At 40.8% G+C, this 25,125-nt stretch carries 21 protein-coding genes; 16 read left to right on the forward strand and 5 right to left on the reverse strand.

Translation table 11 applies throughout. The annotated features are described in order from the left end of the window. Positions 1-67 precede the first annotated feature (67 nt). From O3622_RS00140 to O3622_RS00185, 10 genes are all read left to right on the forward strand, one after another. Positions 68-631, forward strand: coding sequence for an HAD-IA family hydrolase (locus tag O3622_RS00140; protein WP_025168831.1), 564 nt, complete (start codon positions 68-70; stop codon positions 629-631). A 13-nt stretch (positions 632-644) separates the two neighbouring features. Continuing rightward, positions 645-2,591: a DNA topoisomerase (ATP-hydrolyzing) subunit B gene (gene gyrB / locus O3622_RS00145; protein WP_042902510.1), complete on the forward strand. Its 1,947-nt coding sequence runs from the start codon at positions 645-647 to the stop codon at positions 2,589-2,591. 80 nt (positions 2,592-2,671) lie between these two features. Next, on the forward strand, positions 2,672-4,399 hold the full coding sequence (gene ezrA, locus O3622_RS00150) for a septation ring formation regulator EzrA (RefSeq protein ID WP_198464815.1): 1,728 nt from the start codon (positions 2,672-2,674) through the stop codon (positions 4,397-4,399). 102 nt (positions 4,400-4,501) lie between these two features. Next, positions 4,502-5,893, forward strand: a complete 1,392-nt coding sequence (gene pgdA / locus O3622_RS00155) for a peptidoglycan-N-acetylglucosamine deacetylase PgdA (protein ID WP_000742163.1) — start codon at positions 4,502-4,504, stop codon at positions 5,891-5,893. Positions 5,894-5,974: 81 nt separating this feature from the next. After that, on the forward strand, positions 5,975-6,817 hold the full coding sequence (locus O3622_RS00160) for an aldo/keto reductase (protein ID WP_049484615.1): 843 nt from the start codon (positions 5,975-5,977) through the stop codon (positions 6,815-6,817). 289 nt (positions 6,818-7,106) lie between these two features. After that, the gene (locus O3622_RS00165) at positions 7,107-11,618 is read left to right on the forward strand and encodes a S8 family serine peptidase (protein WP_371606863.1); all 4,512 of its coding nucleotides are present in this window, start codon (positions 7,107-7,109) and stop codon (positions 11,616-11,618) included. A gap of 316 nt (positions 11,619-11,934) precedes the next feature. Next, positions 11,935-12,306, forward strand: a complete 372-nt coding sequence (locus tag O3622_RS00170; RefSeq protein WP_371606864.1) for a GFA family protein — start codon at positions 11,935-11,937, stop codon at positions 12,304-12,306. Positions 12,307-12,517: 211 nt separating this feature from the next. Beyond that, on the forward strand, positions 12,518-13,435 hold the full coding sequence (gene glyQ / locus O3622_RS00175) for a glycine--tRNA ligase subunit alpha (protein WP_000038733.1): 918 nt from the start codon (positions 12,518-12,520) through the stop codon (positions 13,433-13,435). 259 nt (positions 13,436-13,694) lie between these two features. Further along, the gene (glyS, locus tag O3622_RS00180) at positions 13,695-15,731 is read left to right on the forward strand and encodes a glycine--tRNA ligase subunit beta (RefSeq protein WP_371606865.1); all 2,037 of its coding nucleotides are present in this window, start codon (positions 13,695-13,697) and stop codon (positions 15,729-15,731) included. Between the two features lie 41 nt (positions 15,732-15,772). Continuing rightward, positions 15,773-16,030 carry a DUF896 family protein gene (locus O3622_RS00185; RefSeq protein WP_000371290.1) on the forward strand — a complete coding sequence of 86 codons (258 nt, stop codon included), beginning with the start codon at positions 15,773-15,775 and terminating at the stop codon, positions 16,028-16,030. Between the two features lie 84 nt (positions 16,031-16,114). Here the strand turns inward: O3622_RS00185 and O3622_RS00190 are convergent, their stop codons facing one another. Genes O3622_RS00190 through O3622_RS00200 form a run of 3 tightly spaced genes read right to left on the reverse strand, consistent with a single transcriptional unit; the run spans position 16,115 to position 18,930 of the window. Then, a complete protein-coding gene (locus O3622_RS00190; protein ID WP_000673672.1) occupies positions 16,115-17,359 on the reverse strand; it encodes an NAD(P)H-dependent oxidoreductase in 1,245 nt (414 codons plus the stop codon). A 17-nt stretch (positions 17,360-17,376) separates the two neighbouring features. Beyond that, entirely contained in the window at positions 17,377-17,982 is a 606-nt protein-coding gene (locus O3622_RS00195; protein ID WP_000915930.1) for an NADPH-dependent FMN reductase, read from the reverse strand. Positions 17,983-18,000: 18 nt separating this feature from the next. Beyond that, positions 18,001-18,930, reverse strand: coding sequence for an FAD:protein FMN transferase (locus O3622_RS00200; RefSeq protein ID WP_008284369.1), 930 nt, complete (start codon positions 18,928-18,930; stop codon positions 18,001-18,003). A gap of 307 nt (positions 18,931-19,237) precedes the next feature. Between O3622_RS00200 and nox the strand changes: the two genes are divergently transcribed. The 3 genes from nox (at position 19,238) to pdxT (ending at position 22,377) form a co-directional block, all read left to right on the forward strand. Beyond that, a complete protein-coding gene (nox, locus tag O3622_RS00205) occupies positions 19,238-20,617 on the forward strand; it encodes a H2O-forming NADH oxidase (protein WP_371606866.1) in 1,380 nt (459 codons plus the stop codon). A 302-nt stretch (positions 20,618-20,919) separates the two neighbouring features. Continuing rightward, complete coding sequence (pdxS, locus tag O3622_RS00210; protein ID WP_215804518.1) at positions 20,920-21,795, forward strand: pyridoxal 5'-phosphate synthase lyase subunit PdxS; 876 nt, start codon at positions 20,920-20,922, stop codon at positions 21,793-21,795. Beyond that, complete coding sequence (gene pdxT, locus O3622_RS00215) at positions 21,796-22,377, forward strand: pyridoxal 5'-phosphate synthase glutaminase subunit PdxT (protein WP_371606867.1); 582 nt, start codon at positions 21,796-21,798, stop codon at positions 22,375-22,377. It begins immediately after the preceding gene. 19 nt (positions 22,378-22,396) lie between these two features. Here the strand turns inward: pdxT and O3622_RS00220 are convergent, their stop codons facing one another. Together O3622_RS00220 and O3622_RS00225 are read right to left on the reverse strand one after the other, a co-directional pair. Further along, complete coding sequence (locus O3622_RS00220; RefSeq protein ID WP_125413553.1) at positions 22,397-23,044, reverse strand: hemolysin III family protein; 648 nt, start codon at positions 23,042-23,044, stop codon at positions 22,397-22,399. Then, complete coding sequence (locus tag O3622_RS00225; protein ID WP_001087578.1) at positions 23,041-23,487, reverse strand: DUF1836 domain-containing protein; 447 nt, start codon at positions 23,485-23,487, stop codon at positions 23,041-23,043. The genes O3622_RS00220 and O3622_RS00225 overlap by 4 nt, the downstream gene beginning before the upstream one ends. A 134-nt stretch (positions 23,488-23,621) precedes the next feature. On the opposite strand from O3622_RS00225, the gene O3622_RS00230 reads away from it, so the two are divergent. The 3 genes from O3622_RS00230 to O3622_RS00240 are packed head-to-tail and all read left to right on the forward strand — an operon-like array spanning position 23,622 to position 24,997. Further along, positions 23,622-24,116 carry an N-acetyltransferase family protein gene (locus O3622_RS00230; RefSeq protein ID WP_371589991.1) on the forward strand — a complete coding sequence of 165 codons (495 nt, stop codon included), beginning with the start codon at positions 23,622-23,624 and terminating at the stop codon, positions 24,114-24,116. Then, positions 24,113-24,628, forward strand: a complete 516-nt coding sequence (locus tag O3622_RS00235; protein ID WP_001075139.1) for a methylated-DNA--[protein]-cysteine S-methyltransferase — start codon at positions 24,113-24,115, stop codon at positions 24,626-24,628. The genes O3622_RS00230 and O3622_RS00235 overlap by 4 nt, the downstream gene beginning before the upstream one ends. A 12-nt stretch (positions 24,629-24,640) precedes the next feature. Then, positions 24,641-24,997, forward strand: coding sequence for an arsenate reductase family protein (locus tag O3622_RS00240; protein ID WP_049490754.1), 357 nt, complete (start codon positions 24,641-24,643; stop codon positions 24,995-24,997). The last annotated feature ends 128 nt before the right edge of the window (positions 24,998-25,125 follow it).

Raw genomic sequence — 25,125 nt, forward strand, 5'->3', positions numbered from 1 at the left:
AAATTATAGAGCCGAAAAATCTAGGAAATCATCGCTTTTTTCATAAAAAAATGGTATAATGAAGGGTATGAAATATCACGACTATATATGGGATTTAGGTGGTACCCTATTGGATAATTATGAGACTTCTACTGCAGCCTTTGTAGAAACCTTAGCCCAATACGGAATAGAGCAAGAACACGACCGAGTCTACGAAGCTTTGAAGGTTTCGACAGCTTTTGCCATCGAGAAGTTTGCACCAGATATCGAGGATTTTTTAGAGAACTATAAAGAAAATGAAGCGCGTGAGCTAGAACATCCAGTTTTGTTTGAGGGAATTCCAGAATTACTCAAAGACGTTTCGGACAAGGGTGGTCGCCATTTCTTGGTTTCTCATCGAAATGACCAAGTTCTAGAACTTCTTGCTAAGACCCAGATAGCGAACTACTTCACCGAGGTGGTGACTGCCAGTTCTGGCTTTAAACGAAAACCAGATCCTGAGTCCATGATTTATTTACGTGATAAATATCATATTACATCTGGTTTGGTCATTGGTGACAGAAATATAGATGTAGAAGCAGGTAAAGCTGCTGGCTTAGATGCCTATCTTTTTAATAACGTTGCGACATTGAGACAAGCAATAGACATGTAAGAAAAGGGAAAAAATGACAGAAGAAATCAAAAATCAACAGGCACAGGATTATGATGCCAGTCAAATTCAAGTTTTGGAGGGACTTGAAGCTGTTCGTATGCGTCCAGGTATGTATATTGGATCGACTTCAAAAGAAGGTCTTCACCATCTAGTATGGGAAATCGTTGATAACTCAATTGACGAAGCCCTAGCTGGATTTGCCAGTCACATCCAAGTCTTTATAGAGCCAGATAACTCCATCACCGTAGTGGATGATGGGCGTGGAATTCCTGTTGATATTCAGGAAAAGACAGGACGTCCCGCTGTTGAGACCGTCTTTACAGTTCTTCACGCTGGAGGAAAATTCGGCGGTGGCGGTTACAAGGTTTCAGGTGGATTGCACGGTGTAGGTTCATCAGTAGTAAACGCTCTTTCAACGCAACTAGATGTTCATGTCCACAAAAATGGTAAGATTCATTACCAAGAATACCGTCGTGGTCATGTTGTTGCTGATCTTGAGGTGGTTGGAGATACGGATAAAACGGGAACAACAGTTCACTTCACACCAGATCCAGAGATTTTTACAGAAACAACAACTTTTGACTTTGAAAAATTAAACAAACGTATTCAAGAACTAGCCTTTTTGAACCGAGGTCTTCAAATCTCCATCACAGATAAGCGTGATGGTCTCGAACAGACTAAACATTACCACTATGAGGGTGGGATTGCTAGCTACGTTGAATATATCAACGAGAACAAGGATGTTATCTTTGATACACCAATCTACACAGACGGTGAGATGGATGATATCACAGTTGAAGTAGCCATGCAGTACACAACCGGTTACCACGAAAACGTCATGAGTTTCGCCAATAACATTCACACCCATGAAGGTGGTACGCATGAGCAAGGTTTCCGTACGGCTCTGACGCGTGTTATCAATGACTATGCTCGCAAAAATAAATTGCTAAAAGACAATGAAGACAACCTAACGGGGGAAGATGTCCGTGAAGGCTTGACTGCAGTTATCTCAGTTAAGCATCCAAACCCGCAGTTTGAAGGACAAACCAAGACCAAACTGGGGAATAGTGAAGTAGTCAAGATTACCAATCGCCTTTTCAGCGATGCCTTCTCTGATTTTCTCATGGAAAATCCTCAGATTGCTAAGCGTATCGTGGAAAAAGGAATCTTGGCTGCCAAGGCTCGTGTAGCTGCCAAGCGTGCGCGTGAAGTCACGCGCAAGAAATCTGGCTTGGAAATTTCCAATTTGCCAGGAAAACTAGCAGACTGTTCTTCTAATAATCCTGCTGAAACCGAACTCTTCATCGTCGAAGGAGACTCAGCTGGTGGATCAGCTAAATCTGGTCGTAACCGTGAGTTCCAGGCTATCCTTCCAATTCGTGGTAAGATCTTGAACGTTGAAAAAGCTAGCATGGATAAAATCCTTGCAAACGAAGAAATTCGAAGTCTTTTCACAGCCATGGGAACAGGATTTGGTGCAGAATTTGATGTCACTAAGGCTCGTTACCAAAAACTCGTTTTGATGACCGATGCCGATGTTGATGGAGCCCACATTCGAACTCTCCTGCTAACCTTGATTTACCGCTACATGAAACCAATCTTAGAGGCTGGTTATGTCTATATTGCCCAACCACCGATTTATGGGGTTAAAGTGGGAAGTGAGATCAAAGAATACATTCAACCTGGTGCAGATCAAGAAATTAAACTCCAAGAAGCCTTAGCACGTCATAGTGAAGGGCGTTCAAAACCAACCATCCAACGTTATAAAGGTTTGGGAGAAATGGATGACCACCAATTGTGGGAAACAACCATGGATCCTGAACATCGCTTGATGGCGCGTGTTTCGGTAGATGATGCTGCCGAAGCAGATAAAATCTTTGATATGTTGATGGGGGATCGAGTAGAACCTCGTCGCGAATTTATCGAAGAAAACGCTGTTTACAGTACACTTGACGTCTAAAAAATGTGGGAAATAGTTCCCTTGGTTTAAAAAATATGATATAATCATTACGATTGTTTCTAGTATAAAAGGAGTTTGATATGTCTAATGGACAACTAATTTATCTAATGGTTGCGATTGCAGTCATTCTGATCTTAGCTTATGTAACAGCTATCTTTTTACGTAAGCGTAATGTAAGCAGATTAACGGCCCTTGAAGAAAGAAAAGAAGAACTCTACAACCTTCCTGTAAATGATGAGGTTGAAGCCGTTAAAAACATGCACTTGATTGGTCAAAGTCAGGTGACCTTCCGTGAATGGAACCAAAAATGGGTTGATTTATCTCTGAATTCATTTGCTGATATTGAAAATCACCTCTTTGAAGCTGAAAGCTACAATAATTCTTTCCGTTTTTTCAAAGCTGCTCACAAGATTGATCAAATTGAAAGCCAAATTGGCTTGATTGAAGAAGATATTGCAGCTATTCGCAATGCCCTTTCTGAACTTGAAAAGCAAGAATCTAAGAATAGTGGCCGTGTCCTTCATGCCTTGGACTTGTTTGAATCCCTTCAACATACCGTTGCAGAAGATTCAGAGAAATATGGTAAGGCCCTTCCTGAGATTGAGAAACAATTGGAAAACATCCAATCTGAATTCTCTCAATTTGTTACCCTAAATTCATCAGGTGACCCAGTTGAAGCGGCAGCAATTCTTGATTCAACTGAAAATCATATTCTCGCTTTGACACACATCGTTGAGCGAATTCCAGCTCTTGTTGAAACCTTGACAAAGGAATTGCCAGACCAATTGGCAGATTTGGAAGAAGGCTATCGCAAGCTGTTGGATGCCAACTACCACTTTACAGAAACAGATATCGAGTCTCGTTTCCAACTTTTGCATGAGTCTTTGAAAAATAATCAAGAAAATATTCGTCAGTTGGAATTGGACAATGCAGAGTATGAAAATAATCGCATCCAAGAAGAAATCAACGCACTTTATGATATCTTCACTCGTGAAATTGCAGCTCAAAAAGTGGTTGAAAGTCTTCTTGCTACATTACCAACTTATCTCAACCACTTGAAAGAAAATAATCAGGTGCTTGTTCAGGACCTTGAACGCTTGACTAAAACCTACCTTCTTCCTGAAAGTGATGGCAATCATGTTCGTCGTCTTCAAGCAGAATTGGCTGCACTTGATACAGCTATCTTAGAGGTAACAGAAGACCAAGGCGAGCCAACTCAAGCCTTCTCTGTTCTTGAAGAACAGTTGGAAATGCTTCAAAGCAACCTCAAGGATATAGAGGATGAGCAAATCTCTGTTAGCGAACGACTTGCGCAAATTGAAAAAGACGACCTCAATGCTCGCCAAAAAGCAAATGTCTATGTGAACCGTTTGCATACTATCAAACGTTACATGGAGAAGAGAAACTTGCCAGGTATTCCTCAAAGTTTCTTGAAACTTTTCTTTACTGCAAGTCATAACACAGAAGATTTGATGGCAGAGTTAGAACAACCACAAGTGAATATTGAATCGGTTAAACGAATTCTTGAAGTCGCAACAAATGATATGGAAGCACTTGAAACAGAAACCTATGATATCGTTCAATATGCAACCTTGACTGAGCAACTACTCCAATACTCAAACCGTTACCGTTCATTTGATGAGCGTATCCAAGAGGCCTTCAACGAAGCGCTTGAAATTTTTGAAAAAGAGTTTGACTACCAGGCGTCATTTGAAAAAATTTCACAAGCCTTGGAAGTTGCTGAACCAGGAGTCACAAACCGTTTTGTAACTTCATATGAGAAAACACGTGAAACGATTCGTTTCTAAACGAGAAGCTTAGATATTTCTAAGCTTTTTTATTTTTCTAAAAAGAAATCAGAATTCTTGTTTATCATTGAAATAATAGCCTCGATTTGATATGATGGAAATATGAAAAAAAATAGAGCGAAACGTGTTTCTCACGATAAAACGAGAAGGCTATTGCTTTCCCTTGTTGGAATCTTAGGAATTGCTACGATTCTATTAGGAAGTGCTATTGGTTATAAGCTACTACAAAAGCAATCTTACGAACAAAAAATTGAAGCGCTAAAAAGCGAAAAGGACCAGCAATTCAACTCAGGTAGTCAGAAGGACCATTTCCGAAAAGGTCAAGCTGAGGTGATTGCCTACTACCCTCTGCAAGGAGAGGAAGTCATTGCGTCTGTTAGAGAAAAAATCAACCAGGATATTAAAGAAAAGCTGGAAGATAAAGAGGACTTGGTCTTTTATTATAGTGAGCAATTGGATCCCGTCTTAAAGGGAGTTGTTGCTCGTAATATCAGCAAGCAAGTCTACGATTTGTCTGCATCAAAGGTTGAAGAAAAAGAAAAGACTTCTTTAGGGAAAATTTTCTTGACCGAAGATGGGAAAGCTTTTGACCTCAGTAAACTCTTCAAAGATGCAAGTAAGGCTAAGGAACTCTTACTGAGTCAAATCAAATCAACTCTAGAAGATAAGAAACTTGACCAGGCAAAAATTGATCAAGTTATAAAGAGCTTCACAGACCAAGAATTGACATCTTGGAGCTTTGATTATAAGGATAGTCAAATCATCCTTTATCCTGCTAATGCTGGAGAGACTGTTGAGGAAATTGCTTTGCCCATATCCAGTTTCTTTGATGTCATTGAGTCTTCTTATCTATTAGAAAAGGATGCTGAACTTTACCAAGCATACTTTGCTAAGAAAAATAAAAAGGTTGTAGCCTTAACCTTTGACGATGGTCCAAATCCAACTACAACCACACAAGCTTTGGATACTTTAGCTAAATATGGTGTAAAAGCAACCTTCTTTGTACTTGGTAAAAACATTGCAGGTAATGAAAATCTTCTAAAACGAATGAAATCAGAAGGTCATGTTGTAGGAAACCACAGCTGGAGTCATCCCGTTCTTTCACAACTTTCGCTCGAAGATGCTAAAAAGCAAATTACTGATACAGAAGATTTGTTAACTCAAGTTTTAGGATCAAGCTCTAAACTGATGCGCCCACCTTATGGTGCCATTACTGATGATATTCGAAACGGCCTTGATTTAAGCTTCATCATGTGGGACGTGGATAGTTTGGACTGGAAGAGTAAAAACGAGACAGCTATTTTGACAGAGATTCAACGTCAGGTTCGCAATGGTTCCATCATCCTCATGCATGATATCCATGGTCCTTCTGTTAATTCTCTACCAAGTGTTATTGAGTATTTAAAGGGTGAAGGGTATACATTTGTGACCGTTCCTGAATTGCTCAATTCTCGCTTGAAAGCTCACGAGATCTATTACGATCGTGATCAATAATTGTTAAAATCTAAAGGGGCAAGTGTTCTGATAATCAGGATTTTGTTTCTTTAGATTTTCTTCACATAGAAAGGAAAAACGATGAAATCTTACAACCTTAATAATGGAGTTTCAATTCCTGTACTAGGATTTGGAACATGGAAAGCTGAAAATGGAGAGGTAGCCTACCAAGCCGTTTTAGAAGCCTTAAAGGCTGGCTATCGTCATATTGATACTGCAGCTATCTATAAAAATGAGGAGAGCGTTGGACGTGCTATTCGAGATAGCGGTATTCCAAGACAAGAAATTTTTGTAACGACCAAACTCTGGAATACTAATCACAGCTATGATGAAGCTCGCCAAGCATTTGAAGAATCAATGGAAAAACTGGGATTGGATTATCTAGATTTGTACCTTATCCATTGGCCAAATCCAAAACCTTTAAGAGAAAATGACGAATGGAAAACTCGCAATGCTGAAGTCTGGAGAGCGATGGAGGACCTTTACCAAGAAGGCAAAATCCGTGCTATCGGCGTTAGTAATTTCCTTCCCCATCATTTGGATGCCTTGCTTGAGACAGCAAGAGTCATTCCAGCGGTCAATCAGGTGCGCTTGGCACCAGGAGTTTATCAAGAGGAAGTGGTTGACTACTGTAGAGAGAAAGGAATTCTCTTAGAGGCTTGGGGACCTTTTGGCCAAGGAGAGTTGTTTGAACAGAAAGAAGTCCAAGAAATTGCTGATAAGCATGGGAAATCAGTGGCTCAAATCGCCTTGGCTTGGAGTTTGGCAGAAGGTTTCTTACCTCTACCTAAGTCCGTAACAGCCTCTCGCATCCAGAGCAATCTCGACTGTTTTGGGATTGAACTCAGCAGAGACGAGCGAGAAGTCTTAAAGACAATTTCAGTGACTTCGGGTGCACCTCGTGTGGATGAGATGGATTTTTAGTTTGTAAAATCTATTTATACCGAAATAACAAAGACTAGGAATTTTAAATCCTAGTCTTTTTGTGTATAAAAAATCTAAATTGTTTGTATAATGAAATAATTTTATGGATTGAAATATAGGAACGAATTTAGAAAGTATTGGTTTGATAGAACAAATAACACGAATGATAAAATTAAATAAACAAAATATATACGTAAATATTACATTTTTGTGACAATTCAGATTTTTATGAAAATTTATGATTATTTGCGTTATAATAGGTATACTTTAAAGAAAAAGGAGATTATTTATGAATAGACGACAACGTTTTTCATTACGGAAATACAAATTTGGTCTTGCTTCAGTTTTATTGGGAACTGCTTTGGTTTTTGGAGCAAGTCAAGTCAGTGCCAATGAGCAGAGTACAGGTGAAAATCAAGCTCAAACTCAGGAAATTAAGACAGAGCTAAAAGACGATAAACACTCAAACTCTTCAACTGACCAAACCAATACTAATGGGATAGCACCAGTAGTTGGAGAGAAACAAGAAGCTGAAACTTCTAAAGAGGATGCTAGTAAACAAGATGCTAAGGTAGATGCTCCGGTTGATAAAACTGCTGAAGCCCAAGAATCAGGAAAAGATAGCGCAGTTGCAAAAGAAGTAGACCAAGGTGTCGTCCAAAAAGAAACAACAGTCGCTACCAGTCCAGCGCCTGCTACTGAGAAGGCTTCTACAATAGAGAAAAAAGAGACTCAAGCAACGACAGCTCCTAAAACTACTGGAGAAACAGCAACTACAGAAAAAGAACAAGAAAAAACTGAGTCTGCAAAACCAAATAGTCTTTCAAGCAATGATATCATCACAGTACCGAAAACTTGGAAGGCTGGTTACAAGGGGACAGGGACCGTTGTTGCCATTATTGACTCAGGGCTTGATTTGAATCATGAGGTTCTTCGAATTTCGGATCCGTCAAAAGCAAAATTTAAAAACAAGGAAGCCATCGAAGCAGCTAAAAAGGCTGCTGGAATCGACTACGGTAAATGGTATAGCGATAAGGTTGTCTATGCCTATGACTACTTTGACGGAACAGATAAGATCAAAGAAGCAGAAAGAACTTCTCATGGGATGCACGTAACAGGGATTGCAGCTGGAAACCCTGATAAAGAAGCACCGAATGGTGAAAAGGTCTATGGTGTTGCACCAGAAGCCCAAGTTATGTTTATGCGTGTCTTTTCAGATCGCCAAAAAACGACCAGTTCTGCCCTTTATGTAAAGGCGATTGATGATGCAGTTGCCTTAGGAGCAGATGCCATTAATATGAGTTTGGGATCTAGCACTGGTTCTATGGTCGATGCTGGTTCTGATATTGTGGATGCCATCAAACGGGCTCGTGCCAAGGGAGTTTCTGTTCTTATCTCAGCAGGAAATAGTAATACATTCGGAAATGGTTATTCAAAACCACTAGCTGAAAACCCAGACTATGGCTTGGTTGGAAATCCATCCACTGTTGAGGATTCGATTTCAGTTGCTTCTGTCAACAATAAAACATTGACAACAGCCGTTTTTGAAGTTAAAGGTCTAGAGGGAAATGCCGGCCTTCATAACGGAAAATTTGATTATAATCAACCTGAAGCAGATAAGGACTTTGAAAAAGGAAAAGAGTACGAATACGTCGAAGCAGGCTTAGGTCGTGAAGAAGACTTTGCGAAGTTGGATTTAACTGGGAAACTTGCCCTCATTCAGCGTGGAGCCATGAACTTTTCAGAGAAGATCAAAAATGCACGAAAACACGGTGCAGTTGGTGCTTTGATCTACAATAATGTAGAAGGTGCAAATATCAATATGGCTATTGATGATGAAGCAAAGAAAATTCCTTCTGTATTTATTTCTAAACAGTATGGTGAAGCCTTAAAATCAGGAAACTACAAGATTGTTTTTAATGACAAGATGGATAATCGCCCTTCTGATGTAGCCAATCAGCTATCTGACTTTTCAAGTTGGGGAGTGACTACCGATGGACAATTGAAACCGGACGTGACAGCTCCTGGCGGCAATATCTATTCATCCTTTAATGACAATACCTATGGTAGTATCAGCGGAACCAGTATGGCGGCTCCTCACGTTACGGGTGTTGCAGTTCTGGTTAAGGAATACCTTCAAAAACACCATCCAGAATTGACTCCTGAGCAAGTATCAGAGACTGTCAAGGCATTGATCATGTCAACTGCAAAACCACATGTTAATAAGGACACAGGCACTTATACCTCTCCTCGTCAGCAAGGTTCTGGTATTGTGGATACAGCTGCTGCAGTGTCAACAGACCTCTATGTAACGGGTGAAAATGGTTATCCAAGCGTGACTTTAGGAAATGTTGGAGATCAATTTACTTTCAAGGTCACTGTACACAATATTTCAGATACTGACCGCACTCTCAAGATGGTAGTGAATACCAATACAGACGAGGTCCAAGATGGAAAATTCACCCTTCGACCTCGAAAACTAACGGAGACAGTCTGGCCAGAAGTGACAGTCAAAGCCCACAGCAGTCAAACAGTCACTGTTAAAGTAGATGCTCGAAAATTTGCTACTGAACTCAGCAAACAAATGCCAAATGGCTATTTCCTTGAAGGTTTTGTTCGATTTGTAGATCCAGCAGATGATGGGGATGTTGTGAGTCTTGCATTTATGGGCTTCCGAGGAGAATTCCAAAATCTCCCTGCTGTCGAAAAACCAATTTACAATCTTGTCCGAGAAGGGAAAAATGGATTTTACACGGAAGTAGACAAAGAAAATCCCGCCGTTAACTACTCTAATGATGCTACCTATCTAGCTACCTTGCAAAATGACCTTCTAGTGTCTAAAGGTCAACGCCAAGGACGCCGAATTACCGTTCTTGGAATCGAACAAAATGCTGAAGGTAAGCATGTTCTTCAGTTGGACGAAAAAGGGAATGTCCGTATTGCCATTTCTCCAAATGATGATGGAAACAAAGACCTAGTTGAATATAAAACGGTTGCTTTGAGAAATCTTGTAAATCTTCGGGCTACAGTTTATGCGGCTACGGATACCAAGCATGAACATCCTATTTGGGAGGGTGATGCAAAGGATCTTCGTAAGAATTATTTTGATGGAGACAGTAGAAATCTGAAGAGTTATATTCTAGATAATACTGCTTGGAGAGGCCAGGATTTTGATGGGAATATTGTTGCAGATGGTTTATATGACTATGTTATTAGTTACACACCAGATGTTCCAGGAGCCAAAGAACAACACACGACCTTTAAAATTCAGATTGATACTCAAAAACCTGTCATCACAAGTGGTTATATTCGCTTTAAAGATGGAAACCAAGAATTCGTAGCTCGCAAACCAAAAGATGTGGGTCAAGGCGGTATCCTTTCAGAAAAAGTTTTCTACCTCACACCATTTGACCAGAAAGGGACCATGGTTCTAACTGGGAAAGACCAGTCTGGAACTCGTGCGCTTGAGAACACCCATCTGATTAAGGCCAATGCTGATGGTAGTTATACACTTCCTAAGGATGTTGACAAGGCTAATATTTACTATCTTGTTGAGGACTATGCAGGAAATGTAGACTATATCTCACTTGCTGAACTTGTCCGCGATCAAAATAGTGGTCGAGTTAAAATTGCCTTGAAGGATGCAAAAACAAACCAGGATATTGATACCCTCTACGTCTATCGAATCAAAAATAGCAAGGGACAATATGTTGATGTTGACAAGACAAAAGCGATTCATTTCTTACAGTTTGGTCATTATACAGCAGAAATTTTCAGTTATGACCGAACAGAATTGAAATTTATCAGTGCCTTGTCCCAAGAGTTTGACTTGACAGAAGAAAATAGTTTCCAAACCATTACCTTCCTAGCAAATCTCCTAGAATATGCACCGGTGTCTGTTTCCTTCAATCAAGCCGTTCCAAAGACGACTACAGTAGTTTTGAAAGGTGAAGATGGGACAAGTATCACTCTTCCTGCTGAAAAATACGGTCAATACGCCTTTGGTAAGAAAGTTGCTACAGGTCGTTATACTGTACAAGTCACCTTGCCAACTGGATATGAACTCCTTGAAGATCTCGTTTCCTTGCTCGTGAAGCCAGGTCGAAATAATGCTTTGCGTCTATCTGTTGTGTCTAAGTTGGCCTTGATTGCTGCGGTAAATCAACAAAAAGAACTGGTAGAAACGTCTCGCTACTTTAATAGTAGTGCAGATAAGAGAAAAGCTTATGACCGAGCTTTCCAAGTGGCACAGTCAGCCTTGTCAAGTAAATTAAAGCAAGAATTGATTGATGGCGTTCTCGCTAGTCTTGAAGCTGCTGGTAAAGCTTTGGATGGAAAAGATTCGAACGTTACAGCCTTGAAAGAAGCTATGAAAGCTTACTATGCAACGACTAAAACTGGACGATATGCGAATGCCAAGGAAAAAGTACGTCGAGCTTATGATCGTGCCTTCCAAGAAATCGCCTTACTAGCTGTGGATCCTAAAGTTAAACAGGATCAAATTGACCAATCTCTCATTGCCCTAGCATCAGCTAAAAGCAAACTGAATGGCAAGGCAACAGACTTCTCTAGTCTGAAGAAACTGGTCAAAGATGAACGCCTTTTCCAAGAAAAGAACGCGAGATTTATCTATGCTGACAAGAAAGAAAAAGCAGCTTATCTTTTAACTTTTAAAGAGGCACAGGAACTCCTTAAAGATCCAGGAGCGAGCCAAGAAGATGTCAAAGATGCCATTACAGCCTTGAAACAAGCCAAGAGAAATTTACATGGCAAAAAACCAAAAGCGAAAAGACATCCTTAAACAGGAGTTTCTGAAGCTTTACTAATAAATGAGTCTGGAACTTTGTTTTCAGACTCATTTTTGGTTTACACTAGCTAGAAAATCTGCTATAATACTAGCTAGGAAAGAAAGTCTTATGGCGTTCTTCAGCGAGCTTGGGATAGTGGGAGCCAAGTAGGACAAGGTAAGAAACTGGCACTTTCTGTCGTATTTTTAAAAACAATGAAGTAATAAATTAGGGTGGAACCGCGTTTCTGACGCCCCTAGTCGCAAGGCTTGGGTGTTGAAATTCGGTTCTTTTTGAATTTCGTCTAATGCCTAAGTAGAAAGGAGCATAATGCTTAAAGGATCTTGTTTATGCAAAGCAGTGACCTACACTTTAGATGAGGAATTGTCGGAATTAGTTTTTTGCCACTGCTCATTCTGTCGGAAAGCAACTGCGTCTGCCTATACAGTGAATGCCAAAGTTAGCAGTAAAAACCTAGTATTGCATGGAAAAGAACAGTTGGTTATCTATAGTTCATCTCCAGGAAAACAACGCTATTACTGTCAGAACTGTCATAGTCAAATTTTCACTGCTCAAGAAAATATACCAGAAGTCTGTGCTTTGAAACTAGGTACAATAGATGAATGCGATCAGAATTTACAAACTGTTCCCAAACGTCATATTTTTCAGGATCCAGCTTTTTCTTGGTTGCTTGATGAATAAATCTAAAAAGATAATATAAATTAAAGGAGTAAACAATGTCTAAAAGATTGACTTTCCACTGCGTCAGTGGCAGAGACCTCCTTACAGTCGGACTGCCCCACGCTCAGCACTAGAGTGCCTGAGCTAGACGCAGTACTAACTCGTCTTGCCTCGTAAAATCGACAAGGCAGACTCGTGTCGCAAAAAATCATTTTTTATTAAGGAGTATTCAATGTCTAAGAAATTAACATTTCAAGAAATTATTTTGACTTTGCAACAATTTTGGAATGACCAAGGTTGTATGCTCATGCAGGCTTATGATAATGAAAAAGGTGCGGGGACAATGAGCCCTTACACTTTCCTTCGTGCTATTGGGCCTGAGCCATGGAATGCGGCTTATGTAGAGCCATCACGTCGTCCTGCTGACGGTCGTTACGGGGAAAACCCTAACCGTCTCTACCAACACCACCAATTCCAAGTGGTTATGAAGCCATCTCCATCAAATATCCAGGAACTTTATCTTGAGTCTTTGGAAAAATTGGGAATCAATCCATTGGAACATGATATCCGCTTCGTTGAGGACAACTGGGAAAATCCATCGACTGGTTCAGCTGGTCTCGGTTGGGAAGTTTGGCTTGATGGGATGGAAATCACTCAGTTCACTTACTTCCAACAAGTCGGTGGATTGGCAACAGGCCCTGTGACTGCGGAAGTTACCTATGGTTTGGAACGCTTGGCTTCTTATATTCAAGAAGTGGACTCTGTCTATGATATTGAGTGGGCTGATGGTGTAAAATACGGAGAAATCTTTATCCAGCCTGAGTACGAGCATTCAAAATATTCATTTGAAATTTCGGACCAAGAGATGTTGCTGGAAAACTTTGATAAGTTCGAAAAAGAAGCTGGTCGTGCCTTGGAAGAGGGCTTAGTTCACCCTGCCTATGACTATGTTCTCAAATGTTCACACACCTTTAACCTGCTTGATGCTCGTGGTGCCGTATCCGTAACAGAACGTGCAGGCTATATCGCCCGTATCCGTAACTTAGCCCGTGTCGTAGCCAAAACCTTTGTCGCAGAACGCAAACGCCTAGGTTACCCACTTTTGGATGAAGCAACACGAGCTAAACTCCTAGCAGAAGACGCAGAATAGTAAGTAATATTGTGCTCTAAAATCGTTAAAGGCAAGTCGAAGACTTGCTAAAGGGATATGCACCGCGTACTGTTATGTGGGAATTTTTGAAACCTTGGGTTCAAAAATCAGTCAGCTAAATCCACTTTGATGAGACTGTTGGAAATCTTAGTTTATTTGGTATAAGATTTCCTTACAGACTCACAAAAGTTAGTTAGCGACGTCCCCAGTACCTAAGGTGCATATCAAAAAAGATTGAAGAAAATGTAAAGGAAAAAACATGACAAAAAACTTATTAGTAGAACTCGGTCTTGAAGAGTTACCAGCCTATGTGGTAACTCCAAGCGAAAAACAACTAGGTGAAAAAATGGTAGCCTTCCTCAAAGAAAATCGTCTTTCCTTTGAAGCCATTCAAACCTTCTCAACACCACGTCGTTTGGCTGTTCGTGTGACTGGTCTTGCAGACAAACAGTCTGATTTGACAGAAGATTTCAAGGGACCAGCAAAGAAAATTGCCCTGGATAGTGATGGAAACTTCACCAAAGCAGCTCAAGGATTTGTCCGTGGGAAAGGCTTGACAGTTGAAGATATTGAATTCCGTGAAATCAAAGGTGAAGAATATGTCTATGTTACCAAGGAAGAAGTGGGGCAACCAGTTGAAGCCATTGTTCCAGGTGTAGTAGACGTCTTGAAGTCACTGACTTTCCCTGTCAGCATGCACTGGGCTAACAACACTTTTGAATACATCCGCCCTGTACACACTTTAACTGTTCTTTTAGATGAAGAAGAGTTTGACTTGGATTTTCTTGATATCAAGGGCGATCGTGTGAGTCGCGGTCATCGTTTCTTGGGACAAGAAACCAAGATTCAGTCAGCATTAAGCTACGAAGAAGACCTTCGTGAACAGTTTGTAATCGCGGATCCTCGTGAACGTGAGCAAATGATTGTTGACCAAATAAAAGCAATCGAAGCTGAGCATGGTGTACGTATCGAAATTGATGCTGATTTGCTCAATGAAGTCTTGAACTTGGTTGAATACCCAACTGCCTTTATGGGAAGTTTTGATGACAAATACCTTGATGTTCCAGAAGAAGTTTTGGTGACTTCGATGAAAGAACACCAACGTTACTTTGTTGTTCGTGATCAAGACGGTAAACTCTTACCAAACTTCATTTCTGTTCGTAATGGAAACGCAGAGCATTTGGAAAATGTCATCAAGGGTAATGAAAAAGTCTTGGTAGCACGCTTGGAAGATGGAGAATTCTTCTGGCGTGAAGACCAAAAATTGGTCATTTCAGATCTTGTTGAAAAATTGAACCATGTGACCTTCCACGAAAAGATTGGTTCTCTTCGTGAACACATGATTCGTACGGGGCAGATTGCCATTCTCTTGGCAGAAAAAGCTGGTTTGTCAGTGGATGAAACAGTTGACCTAGCTCGTGCAGCAGCCATTTACAAGTTTGACTTGTTGACAGGTATGGTTGGTGAGTTTGATGAACTCCAAGGTATTATGGGTGAGAAATATGCCCTTCTTGCTGAGGAAACTCCAGCAGTTGCGGCCGCCATTCGTGAACACTACATGCCTACATCAGCCGAAGGAGAACTTCCAGAGAGCAAGGTCGGAGCCATTCTAGCCATTGCAGACAAATTGGATACAATTTTGAGTTTCTTCTCAGTAGGTTTGATTCCATCAGGTTCTAACGACCCTTATGCCCTTCGTCGTGCGACGCAAGGTGTTGTTCGTATCTTGGATGCCTTTGGTTGGCATATTGCTATGGATGAGCTGATCGATAGCCTTTACAGCTTGAAATTTGACAGCTTGACTTATGAAAATAAAGCAGAGGTTATGGACTTTATCAAGGCTCGTGTTGATAAGATGATGGGTTCAACTCCAAAAGATATCAAGGAAGCAGTTCTTGCAAGTTCAAACTTTGTTGTGGCGGATATGCTAGAAGCAGCAAGTGCTCTTGTGGAAGCAAGCAAGAAAGAAGACTTCAAACCATCTGTCGAATCCCTCTCACGTGCTTTCAACTTGGCTGAAAAAGCCGAAGGAACTGATACTGTTGATCCTGCTCTCTTTGAGAATGAAGAAGAGAAAGCCTTGGCAGAAGCCGTAGAATCACTTGTTTTGTCAGGGACTGCAAGTCAGCAATTAGAACAACTCTTTGCGCTTAGCCCAGTTATTGATGCTTTCTTTGAAAATACCATGGTAATGGCTGAAGATCAGACTGTTCGACAAAATCGTTTGGCAATCTTGTCGCAATTAACCAAGAAAGCAGCTAAGCTCGCTCGTTTTAACCAAATCAATACTAAATAAACTCAGTCAAACGGACTGTATCTTATCACAAAGGAGAGGAAATGGATCCGAAAAAAATCGCTCGTATCAATGAGCTTGCCAAAAAGAAAAAAACAGAAGGCTTAACTTCTGCTGAAAAAGTGGAACAAGCTAAACTTCGTGAGGAGTACATCGAAGGCTATCGTCGATCTGTTCGTCACCACATCGAGGGAATCAAAATTGTGGACGAGGAAGGCAATGACGTCACACCAGAAAAACTACGTCAGGTACAACGTGAAAAAGGTTTGCACGGCCGTAGTATAGATGATCCTAACTCATAAAATGAAAGGGGGTGTAGATGATTTACATTCCCCTTTTTTTGTTGCAATAAAAAAGAAGGAGCCAAATGGCTCCTTTTTGGTTTCTTAGTTGCTTGCACCAGAAGTAGCATCAGCGTCACCACCGTGGCCTCCAGCATCACCTGAATCAGAAGCACCAGAAGTAGCATCGGCGTCTCCATGACCTCCAGCTGCAGGAGCAAATGGTCCGCTACCACCCACCAAACGTTGACCAGTCTCTTTTAGGTACCAGTCAAGCCATGGTTGGAAGTTAAAGACAATTTCATTGATTCCAGCGTATGATCCATCAGGATAGTACATTGCTTGGTAGTTGTGGGTGTTGATGACACCTGCAGGAGAACCTGGAACGATCGTACGGACGTATTCTTGGTTTCCGTTGCGAAGTGTTCCGATAACCCACTCTACGTTCTTCATACGTGCTGGTGGAAGAGAACCATGAACAGTCGACATACGGCTACCTGATTGAGGTGGTACACGTTTAGCAAACATGGTGTCTGGATCTTGGTGAGCGTTGTTGTAGTAGAGGAATTGGTTGTTATCGTCAGCGTATGTCAATTCAAACGGCATAGCTTTCAAGAACATATCGATTTGGTTAACTGTAAGGATACCGTGGTCCAATTTGACATAGGTATCACCAGAAACAGCACCAGTGATTGCTGCAACTTTTTCTACCCATTCTGGATCGTCAGGATCAACTTCTGTGATGGTTGTAGCAATTGGTTTTCCACAATCCAAGTCTTCTGGTTCGATTGGTTTTGGTTTTTTCAATTTCGAAACGACTCCTACGTATTTTACAAAGTTATCTAAGCAAGTTTCAAGGAATTTAACAGTTCCTTCGTTGGTGATATTTCCGTTGTTATCAAAAGCTTCCTTAGCTTTACCAAGAAGGAATTCGTTACCTGGAAGTGTGTAGGCATTGACACCTGGAGCATCAAGGATTTTACGAAGGTGAACTTGGGCACGTGATGTTCCTTGGTCATAGTATGATGCACCCACAATCATAACAGGCTTGTTTTCAAATGGATGAACTTCGTATGAAAGCCATTCGAGTACAGATTTAAGTGAAGCTGAGATAGTGTGGTTGTGCTCAGGAGTAGCGATAATAACACCATCAGCACGTGTAATCTTGTTATACAAGAAACGCAATTGGAAGCTTTCGTCCCATTTTTCGTCTTGGTTAAACATTGGAACTTCGTCGATTTCAAGGACTTCTAATTCAAATTTGAATTTGAAATTGCGACGAATAAATTCCAAGAGTTTGCGGTTATATGATTGATCGTAGTTTGATCCAACAAGTCCAACAAATTTCATTCTTTCGGTCTCCTATCTTACAAATTTTCCCAGTCAAATTCTTCAGCATCTTTGCGAAGCAATTCTTGTGCATTGCGCAATTTTTCAGTAATTTTCACAAAGATACGGAAGTCATCAAAGATGGCATCCAATTTCTTGATGACGTCAAGGTCAACCAAGTCGCCACTTGGGTTAAATGCTTGAAGAGAGTGTGAAAGCAAGAATTCATCTGGTAGAACATTTGCCTTGATTTCAGGAGCGTTCAAGATTTGACGAAGTTGCAATTGGGCACGAGATGAACCAAGTGTACCGTAAGAAGCACCAGTGATCATGATTGGTTTGTTCAAAAGTGGGTAGATACCGTAAGATAGCCAAGCAAGAGCGCTCATCAAAACTGCAGGGATAGAGTGGTCGTACTCAGGAGTACCGATAATCACACCATCAGCCTCTTCAATTTTAGCTGCAATTTCAAGAATTTCAGCGGGAAGAAGTTTATCTGCAGGTTTGTTGAAAACAGGGATATCCTTGATTTCAACGAGTTCAATTTCAGCTTTATCAGCAAAGTGTTTTTGCATGTATTGGAGCAATTGGCGGTTTGTAGAACGTTTAGAGTTCGTTCCAACAATGGCAATAAGTTTTAGCATGAGATTTCCTTTCTCTTTTTACATAATACAATTTTGAAGGCCTGAAGAACATGCAAGGCGTCCCTCTTTGTCGATGAGGATGGCTTCAATCCCATCTATACTTTCGACTTGCCAGAGGATAGAAGCGCTTCGTTCTCCGAAAAGGCGTGTTGTCCATATCTCACCATCAACGGATTTATCAGAGACAATCGTTAGGCTAGCAAGATCGGTTTCGACAGGAAATCCTGTCTTACTATCAAAGATATGGTGGTAGTCTTTTCCATCTACTGTCAGGTGGCGTTCATAGATACCTGAAGTGACAACGGATTTGTTAGAAGCAGGAATGGTTAGGAGATGATTGCCACGAGGATTTCGCGGATCTTGAATCCCAATCTGCCAGGCTTTCCCTTCTTTGGCTTGGTTATTCCCGATGGTGAGGATATTTCCTCCGAGGTTGATCAAGGCAGAGGTGACACCGTGTGTTTTCAAATACTGGGCAACCTTATCTGCACTATAGCCCTTGGCTAAACAACCTAAATCAAGCTTCATTCCTTTCTTCTCTAAAAAAATAGTAAAGTTAGTCGGATCCAACTTGATAAAATGCGGGTTAACTAGAGGCAAGACAGCTTCGATTTCGTTTAACTCTGGAAGTCGTGCATCTGCAAAGCCGATTCGCCAGGTTTGAATCAAGGGACCGATACTGATATTTAGATGGCTAGAGGGAGCTAGGCTGTGCTCTAGTCCAAGAGCAATCAGTTCAAATAGGTCAGGATGAACCTTAACAGGTGTGATTCCAGCCTGGTAGTTGATTTCCATCAGTTCGGATTCTTGACTATTGGCGTTGAAGCGGTATTCGAGCTCCTTAAGCAAGTCAAAAGCGCCCTGAAGCAGGATTTCTGCCCGCTCATCTACTAATGAAATCGTGATAGTTGTTCCCATTAGCCGTTCAGAACGTGAATGAAGAGGCAAGCTACCAGCTCCTTTCTTTTCATAGGAAATCATTCAATATAAGTTGGTTAAAGAAAAATTAAACCCCTTACATTTTATTTCCATGTAACTAGCATACCATAAAGTCAGCGTTTTCACAAATGGATTTTGACAAAAAGTCAAGAAATATGCTCAAAATTAGAATGAAAACGATAGAAAAATAAGGTTTGTTAATATTAAGTGTATTTTTTTCTGAAAAAAAGAGAATTCTGAGCAAATGTCTTGTAAACGCTAACAGTAAATGATATACTAGAAAAGTAAATCAAAAATTAAAGGTAGGAATTTTTCTATGAGTAAAATCGTTGTAGTTGGTGCTAACCACGCTGGTACAGCTTGTATTAATACGATGTTGGATAACTTTGGTCATGAGAACGAAATCGTAGTATTTGATCAAAACTCAAATATTTCATTCCTTGGTTGTGGAATGGCGCTTTGGATCGGGGAACAAATTGATGGCCCAGAAGGTCTCTTCTACTCTGATAAAGAAAAATTGGAAGCAAAAGGTGCTAAAATTTACATGAACTCACCAGTTCTTTCAATTGACTACGATAACAAAGTTGTGACTGCTGAAGTTGAAGGTAAAGAACACAAAGAGTCTTATGATAAATTAATCTTTGCAACTGGTTCAACTCCAATCTTGCCTCCAATCGAAGGTGTTGAAATCGTTAAGGGTAACCGAGAATTCAAAGCAACACTTGAAAATGTTCAATTTGTTAAGTTGTACCAAAATGCAGAAGAAGTCATCGAAAAACTTGCTGACAAGAGCAAACACCTTGAGCGCATTGCCGTTGTTGGTGGTGGTTACATCGGTGTTGAGCTGGCTGAAGCTTTCGAACGTCTTGGAAAAGAAGTGGTGCTTGTTGATATCGTAGACACTGTTTTGAACGGCTACTATGACAAAGACTTTACCCAAATGATGGCGAAAAACTTGGAAGACCATAACATCCGCTTGGCACTTGGTCAAACAGTTAAAGCCATCCAAGGTGATGGTAAAGTTGAACGCCTGGTAACAGACAAAGAAACATTTGATGTGGATATGGTGGTTCTTGCTGTTGGTTTCCGTCCAAACACAGCTCTTGCAGATGGTAAGATTGAACTTTTCCGCAACGGTGCCTTCCTTGTAGACAAGAAACAAGAAACATCTATCCCAGGTGTATACGCTGTTGGTGACTGTGCGACTGTTTATGACAATGCTCGTAAAGATACAAGCTACATCGCTCTTGCATCTAACGCTGTACGTACTGGTATCGTTGGTGCTTATAACGCTTGTGGACATGAATTGGAAGGAATCGGTGTGCAAGGATCAAACGGTATTTCAATCTATGGTCTTCACATGGTTTCAACTGGTTTGACTCTTGAAAAAGCAAAAGCAGCAGGTTACAATGCAACTGAAACTGGCTTTAACGATCTTCAAAAACCAGAATTTATGAAGCATGACAACCACGAAGTTGCCATCAAGATTGTCTTTGATAAAGACAGCCGCGAAATCCTTGGTGCACAAATGGTTTCACATGATATTTCAATCAGTATGGGAATCCACATGTTCTCACTTGCTATCCAAGAGCATGTAACCATTGATAAATTGGCTTTGACAGACCTATTCTTCTTGCCACATTTCAACAAACCATACAACTACATTACAATGGCTGCACTTACAGCTGAAAAATAAAATTTGATGAACTATCTGGCCTTAGGTTAAGGTCAGATAGTTTTTTAGTTATACTCTTCGAAAATCTCTTCAAACCACGTCAGCTTCGCCTTACCGTATATATGTTACTGACTTCGTCAGTTCTATCTACAACCTCAAAGCAGTGCTTTGAGCAACCTGCGGCTAGCTTCCTAGTTTGCTCTTTGATTTTCATTGAGTATCAATCTGTACCCATACAATTATCCTTTTTTTATCTTGTACTTCATTCTAATCTGGCTTAAAATGAAATGGTAGCTACCAATACAAATGATGAGGATTAAGAAATGACTGAAAATCGTTATGAACTAAATAAAAACTTGGCACAGATGCTCAAAGGTGGGGTTATCATGGACGTTCAGAACCCTGAGCAGGCTCGTATCGCAGAGGCAGCTGGTGCGGCAGCTGTTATGGCCTTGGAGCGGATTCCAGCTGATATTCGTGCAGCTGGTGGGGTTTCCCGTATGAGTGATCCAAAGATGATTAAGGAAATCCAAGAAGCGGTCAGTATTCCAGTGATGGCCAAGGTTAGAATCGGGCATTTTGTTGAAGCTCAGATTTTAGAGGCTATTGAGATTGACTATATCGATGAGAGTGAAGTGCTGTCTCCAGCAGACGACCGTTTCCATGTGGATAAGAAGGAATTCCAAGTTCCTTTTGTCTGTGGAGCTAAGGACTTGGGTGAAGCCTTGCGTCGTATCGCTGAGGGAGCTTCCATGATTCGGACAAAAGGAGAACCGGGGACAGGTGACATCGTTCAAGCCGTTCGCCATATGCGCATGATGAATCAAGAAATACGCCGTATTCAAAATCTTCGCGAAGATGAACTTTATGTGGCTGCCAAGGACTTGCAAGTCCCTGTAGAATTGGTCCAATACGTTCATGAACATGGAAAATTGCCAGTTGTAAACTTCGCAGCTGGAGGTGTTGCAACACCAGCAGATGCTGCGCTGATGATGCAATTGGGGGCAGAGGGCGTCTTTGTCGGTTCAGGTATTTTCAAGTCAGGCGACCCAGTTAAACGAGCAAGTGCTATTGTTAAGGCCGTAACCAACTATCATAATCCTCAAATTCTGGCTCAAATCTCTGAAGACCTAGGTGAAGCCATGGTTGGTATCAATGAGAATGAAATCCAAATTCTTATGGCAGAGCGAGGAAAATAGATGAAAATCGGAATATTAGCCTTGCAAGGTGCCTTTGCAGAACATGCAAAAGTGCTAGATAAACTAGGAGTCGCTAGTGTCCAAATCAGAAATTTAGATGATTTTCAACAACATCAGAGTGACTTGTCCGGTTTGATATTACCTGGCGGTGAGTCTACAACCATGGGCAAGCTCTTGCGTGACCAACAGATGTTGATTCCCATCCGAGAAGCTATTTTATCTGGACTCCCAGTCTTTGGAACCTGCGCCGGTTTGATTTTGCTAGCTAAGGAAATTACTTCTCAGGAAGAAAGTCACCTAGCCACTATGGATATAGTAGTAGAGCGTAATGCCTATGGGCGTCAACTAGGAAGTTTTTATACAGAAGCAGATTGTAAGGGAGTTGGTCAGATTCCCATGACCTTTATCCGTGGACCGATTATCAGCAGTGTTGGAGAGGGTGTAGAAATTCTAGCAACAGTAGACGATCAAATTGTTGCAGCCCAAGAAAAAAATATGCTGGTAACCTCTTTTCATCCAGAATTGACAGATGATGTTGGCTTGCACCAGTATTTTATCAATATGTGTAAAGAAAAAAGTTGAGAAAAGATTCTCAACTTTTTTACATGTAATAAACAATCGCGATATATTGAAGTGCAGATGCTGCTAGGATAAAGAGATGCCAAATCATGTGGAAATAAGGTTTTTTCTTAGCGTAAAATCCAGCTCCAACTGTATAACAAAGTCCACCAGTTACCATGAGACTCCAGAAAATTGGTGTTGTTTGACTGATAATGGCAGGAATGATAGCCAGAACCAACCAGCCCATGATCAGGTAAAGGGCAAGGCTGAATTTCTCATTGACCTTTTTAGCAAAGATTTTATAAAGGATGCCAAAGATGGTCGTTCCCCACTGAATGGCAATAATCAGATAGCCAAACCAGTTATTCATCAAAGTCAATACGACCGGCGTATAAGAGCCAGCGATAGCCACATAAATCATAGAATGGTCGATGATTCGCAAGACGTATTTGTGGGTCGAACCATAGGCCATAGAGTGGTAAATGGTTGACGAGAGGAACATGAGAAAGAGACTGATAACAAAGATTGAAACACCAAAAGATGATAAAAATCCATGTGCTTCATAACTATAGGTGGATGAAATAGGGAGTAGGATGAGCATGATAATTGCACCCACAGCATGGGTCACACTATTAGCAATTTCCTCTCCAAAACTGAGTTTTTTACTGAGTTTTAGACTGGTATTCATTGGATTTCCTCCTCTTCTTTGATAAGGATTAAGTCTAGAGTTTGATGATAGAGTTTAACCGTTTGACAGCTGGTTTGGATAATAGGATTTTCTGGATCAATCCCATGGTTCATGTAGTCCACAAAAGCATCGTAGAGCTGGTCTGAGCTCGCTTGAGTTTGTAGAGTATTCAGTGTTTGAGCGATTTCTTGGATCGAAAAGACAGACTTTAGAGTGGTGATGGCAATCAAACGTGCAATCTGTTTGCGTTGGTATTTTTTCTTGTCTGGCTTTGTCAGGTAACCATGTTTGACATAGTTATTGACCATGGATGCTGTTAGCCCCTTGTCCTTATCTGGAGAGATAGGGGCGCAGACTTGATTGACATAAAGTAAAACCTGATCCAGATAGAGGTCAATGTTTGGAATGTCTTCCCATTTTGGGTAGGAAAAGTTAGAATTCATTTCCAACTCCTTTTTATCTAGTTTTGATAACTAGATTATAAAACAATAAAAAACAAAAGTCAAGTTTCAACTGCTTGTAGAAAGCTTTAAATTATGCTATGATGAGAGAAACTGGTTAGAAATGAGGGGAAAAGATGGAGATTCGTTTAGCTTTTCCAAACGAAGTAGATGCGATTATGCAGGTGATGGAGGATGCCAAAAAGTGCTTAGCCAAGTCTGGTAGCGACCAGTGGCAAAATGGCTATCCAAATGCCGAGGTTATTATCGATGATATTATTTCAGGTCAAGCTTATGTTGCCTTGGAAGAGGGAGAACTGCTAGCTTATGCTGCTGTGACCAAGAGCCCAGAGAAATCCTATGAAGCCATTTATGAAGGGAGTTGGCAGGGGGGAGAATCAGAATATCTGGTCTTTCACCGTATCGCTGTTGCAGCAGATGTCCAAGGACAAGGTGTTGCTCAGACTTTCCTAGAAGGCTTGATTGAAGGTTTTGATTATCTAGATTTTCGTTCAGATACGCATGCAGAAAACAAGGCTATGCAGCATATCTTTGAAAAGCTAGGCTTCCAACAGGTTGGTAAAGTTCCAGTTGATGGGGAACGTTTGGCCTATCAGAAATTAAAAAAATGAATCAGAATAAGTACGCAAAAATGCTCTATCTGTCGCCAATTGGAACCTTATCCTTAGTTGCTGACAAGCAATATCTGTATGGAATTTGGGTACAGGATCAAACTCATTTTGAGAGGGGAATCGCTGGAGATAGTATAGAAGTAGTTAAGAAACATCCTGTCCTAGACCAGGTTATTTCCTATTTAGATACCTATTTCGAAGGCAGTGTTCAGGATCTATCAGACTTACCTTTGGCTCCTATTGGAACAGATTTTGAAAAGCGAGTCTGGACTTATTTACAGGCTATTCCTTATGGTCAGACAGTAACTTATGGACAAATAGCTCAAGACTTGCAAGTGGCTTCTGCCCAAGCGATTGGTGGAGCAGTGGGGCGCAATCCTTGGTCCATACTAGTACCCTGTCATCGTGTGCTGGGGTCAGGCAATCGTCTGACAGGCTATGCATCTGGAGTCGAAAAGAAAGCCTGGCTCTTGCAACATGAAGGTGCAGCATTTCAAGAAAATAAAAAATAGAAAGAAAAGAAGATGTTAGAATTTATCGAATACCCAAAATGTTCAACTTGTAAGAAAGCAAAAAATGAACTAGACCAACTCGGTGTGAACTATAAAGCTGTCCACATCGTAGAAGAAACACCAAGTGAAGACGTGATTTTAAACTGGTTGGAAACTTCCGGTTTTGAAGTGAAACAATTTTTCAATACCAGCGGGATCAAATATCGTGAACTGGGCTTGAAAGATAAGGTGGGAAGTTTGTCAAAACAAGAAGCAGCCAAGCTTCTAGCGAGTGATGGTATGTTATTGAAACGTCCAATTTTGGTGGAGAATGGTGCTGTTAAACAAATCGGCTATAGAAAACCCTATGAGGACTTAGGTTTGAGATAGTTTTTATTTATCTCCTTGATAGGTAAAATATATAGCATCCCTGTTTTAAAGTGTGATAAACTAGAAGATAGACAAAGTCTGAGCAGCCCGTAGCAAATAATTTGCTTGCGAGCAGAAGTATGATAGAA

Source organism: Streptococcus sp. 27098_8_51, assembly GCF_041432205.1.
Taxonomy (GTDB): Bacteria; Bacillota; Bacilli; order Lactobacillales; family Streptococcaceae; genus Streptococcus.

Excerpts from the sequence above, each read along its gene's own strand:
- O3622_RS00190 (WP_000673672.1), bottom strand. The coding sequence starts at position 17,359 with ATGAAATTTGTTGGACTTGTTGGATCAAACTACGATCAATCATATAAC.
- O3622_RS00170 (WP_371606864.1), top strand. The coding sequence starts at position 11,935 with ATGCTTAAAGGATCTTGTTTATGCAAAGCAGTGACCTACACTTTAGAT.
- O3622_RS00220 (WP_125413553.1), bottom strand. The coding sequence starts at position 23,044 with ATGAATACCAGTCTAAAACTCAGTAAAAAACTCAGTTTTGGAGAGGAA.
- O3622_RS00160 (WP_049484615.1), top strand. The coding sequence starts at position 5,975 with ATGAAATCTTACAACCTTAATAATGGAGTTTCAATTCCTGTACTAGGA.
- pdxS (WP_215804518.1), top strand. The coding sequence starts at position 20,920 with ATGACTGAAAATCGTTATGAACTAAATAAAAACTTGGCACAGATGCTC.
- ezrA (WP_198464815.1), top strand. The coding sequence starts at position 2,672 with ATGTCTAATGGACAACTAATTTATCTAATGGTTGCGATTGCAGTCATT.
- O3622_RS00230 (WP_371589991.1), top strand. The coding sequence starts at position 23,622 with ATGGAGATTCGTTTAGCTTTTCCAAACGAAGTAGATGCGATTATGCAG.
- O3622_RS00195 (WP_000915930.1), bottom strand. The coding sequence starts at position 17,982 with ATGCTAAAACTTATTGCCATTGTTGGAACGAACTCTAAACGTTCTACA.
- O3622_RS00185 (WP_000371290.1), top strand. The coding sequence starts at position 15,773 with ATGGATCCGAAAAAAATCGCTCGTATCAATGAGCTTGCCAAAAAGAAA.
- glyQ (WP_000038733.1), top strand. The coding sequence starts at position 12,518 with ATGTCTAAGAAATTAACATTTCAAGAAATTATTTTGACTTTGCAACAA.
- O3622_RS00225 (WP_001087578.1), bottom strand. The coding sequence starts at position 23,487 with ATGAATTCTAACTTTTCCTACCCAAAATGGGAAGACATTCCAAACATT.
- gyrB (WP_042902510.1), top strand. The coding sequence starts at position 645 with ATGACAGAAGAAATCAAAAATCAACAGGCACAGGATTATGATGCCAGT.
- pdxT (WP_371606867.1), top strand. The coding sequence starts at position 21,796 with ATGAAAATCGGAATATTAGCCTTGCAAGGTGCCTTTGCAGAACATGCA.
- O3622_RS00140 (WP_025168831.1), top strand. The coding sequence starts at position 68 with ATGAAATATCACGACTATATATGGGATTTAGGTGGTACCCTATTGGAT.
- O3622_RS00235 (WP_001075139.1), top strand. The coding sequence starts at position 24,113 with ATGAATCAGAATAAGTACGCAAAAATGCTCTATCTGTCGCCAATTGGA.
- O3622_RS00165 (WP_371606863.1), top strand. The coding sequence starts at position 7,107 with ATGAATAGACGACAACGTTTTTCATTACGGAAATACAAATTTGGTCTT.
- pgdA (WP_000742163.1), top strand. The coding sequence starts at position 4,502 with ATGAAAAAAAATAGAGCGAAACGTGTTTCTCACGATAAAACGAGAAGG.
- O3622_RS00240 (WP_049490754.1), top strand. The coding sequence starts at position 24,641 with ATGTTAGAATTTATCGAATACCCAAAATGTTCAACTTGTAAGAAAGCA.
- nox (WP_371606866.1), top strand. The coding sequence starts at position 19,238 with ATGAGTAAAATCGTTGTAGTTGGTGCTAACCACGCTGGTACAGCTTGT.
- glyS (WP_371606865.1), top strand. The coding sequence starts at position 13,695 with ATGACAAAAAACTTATTAGTAGAACTCGGTCTTGAAGAGTTACCAGCC.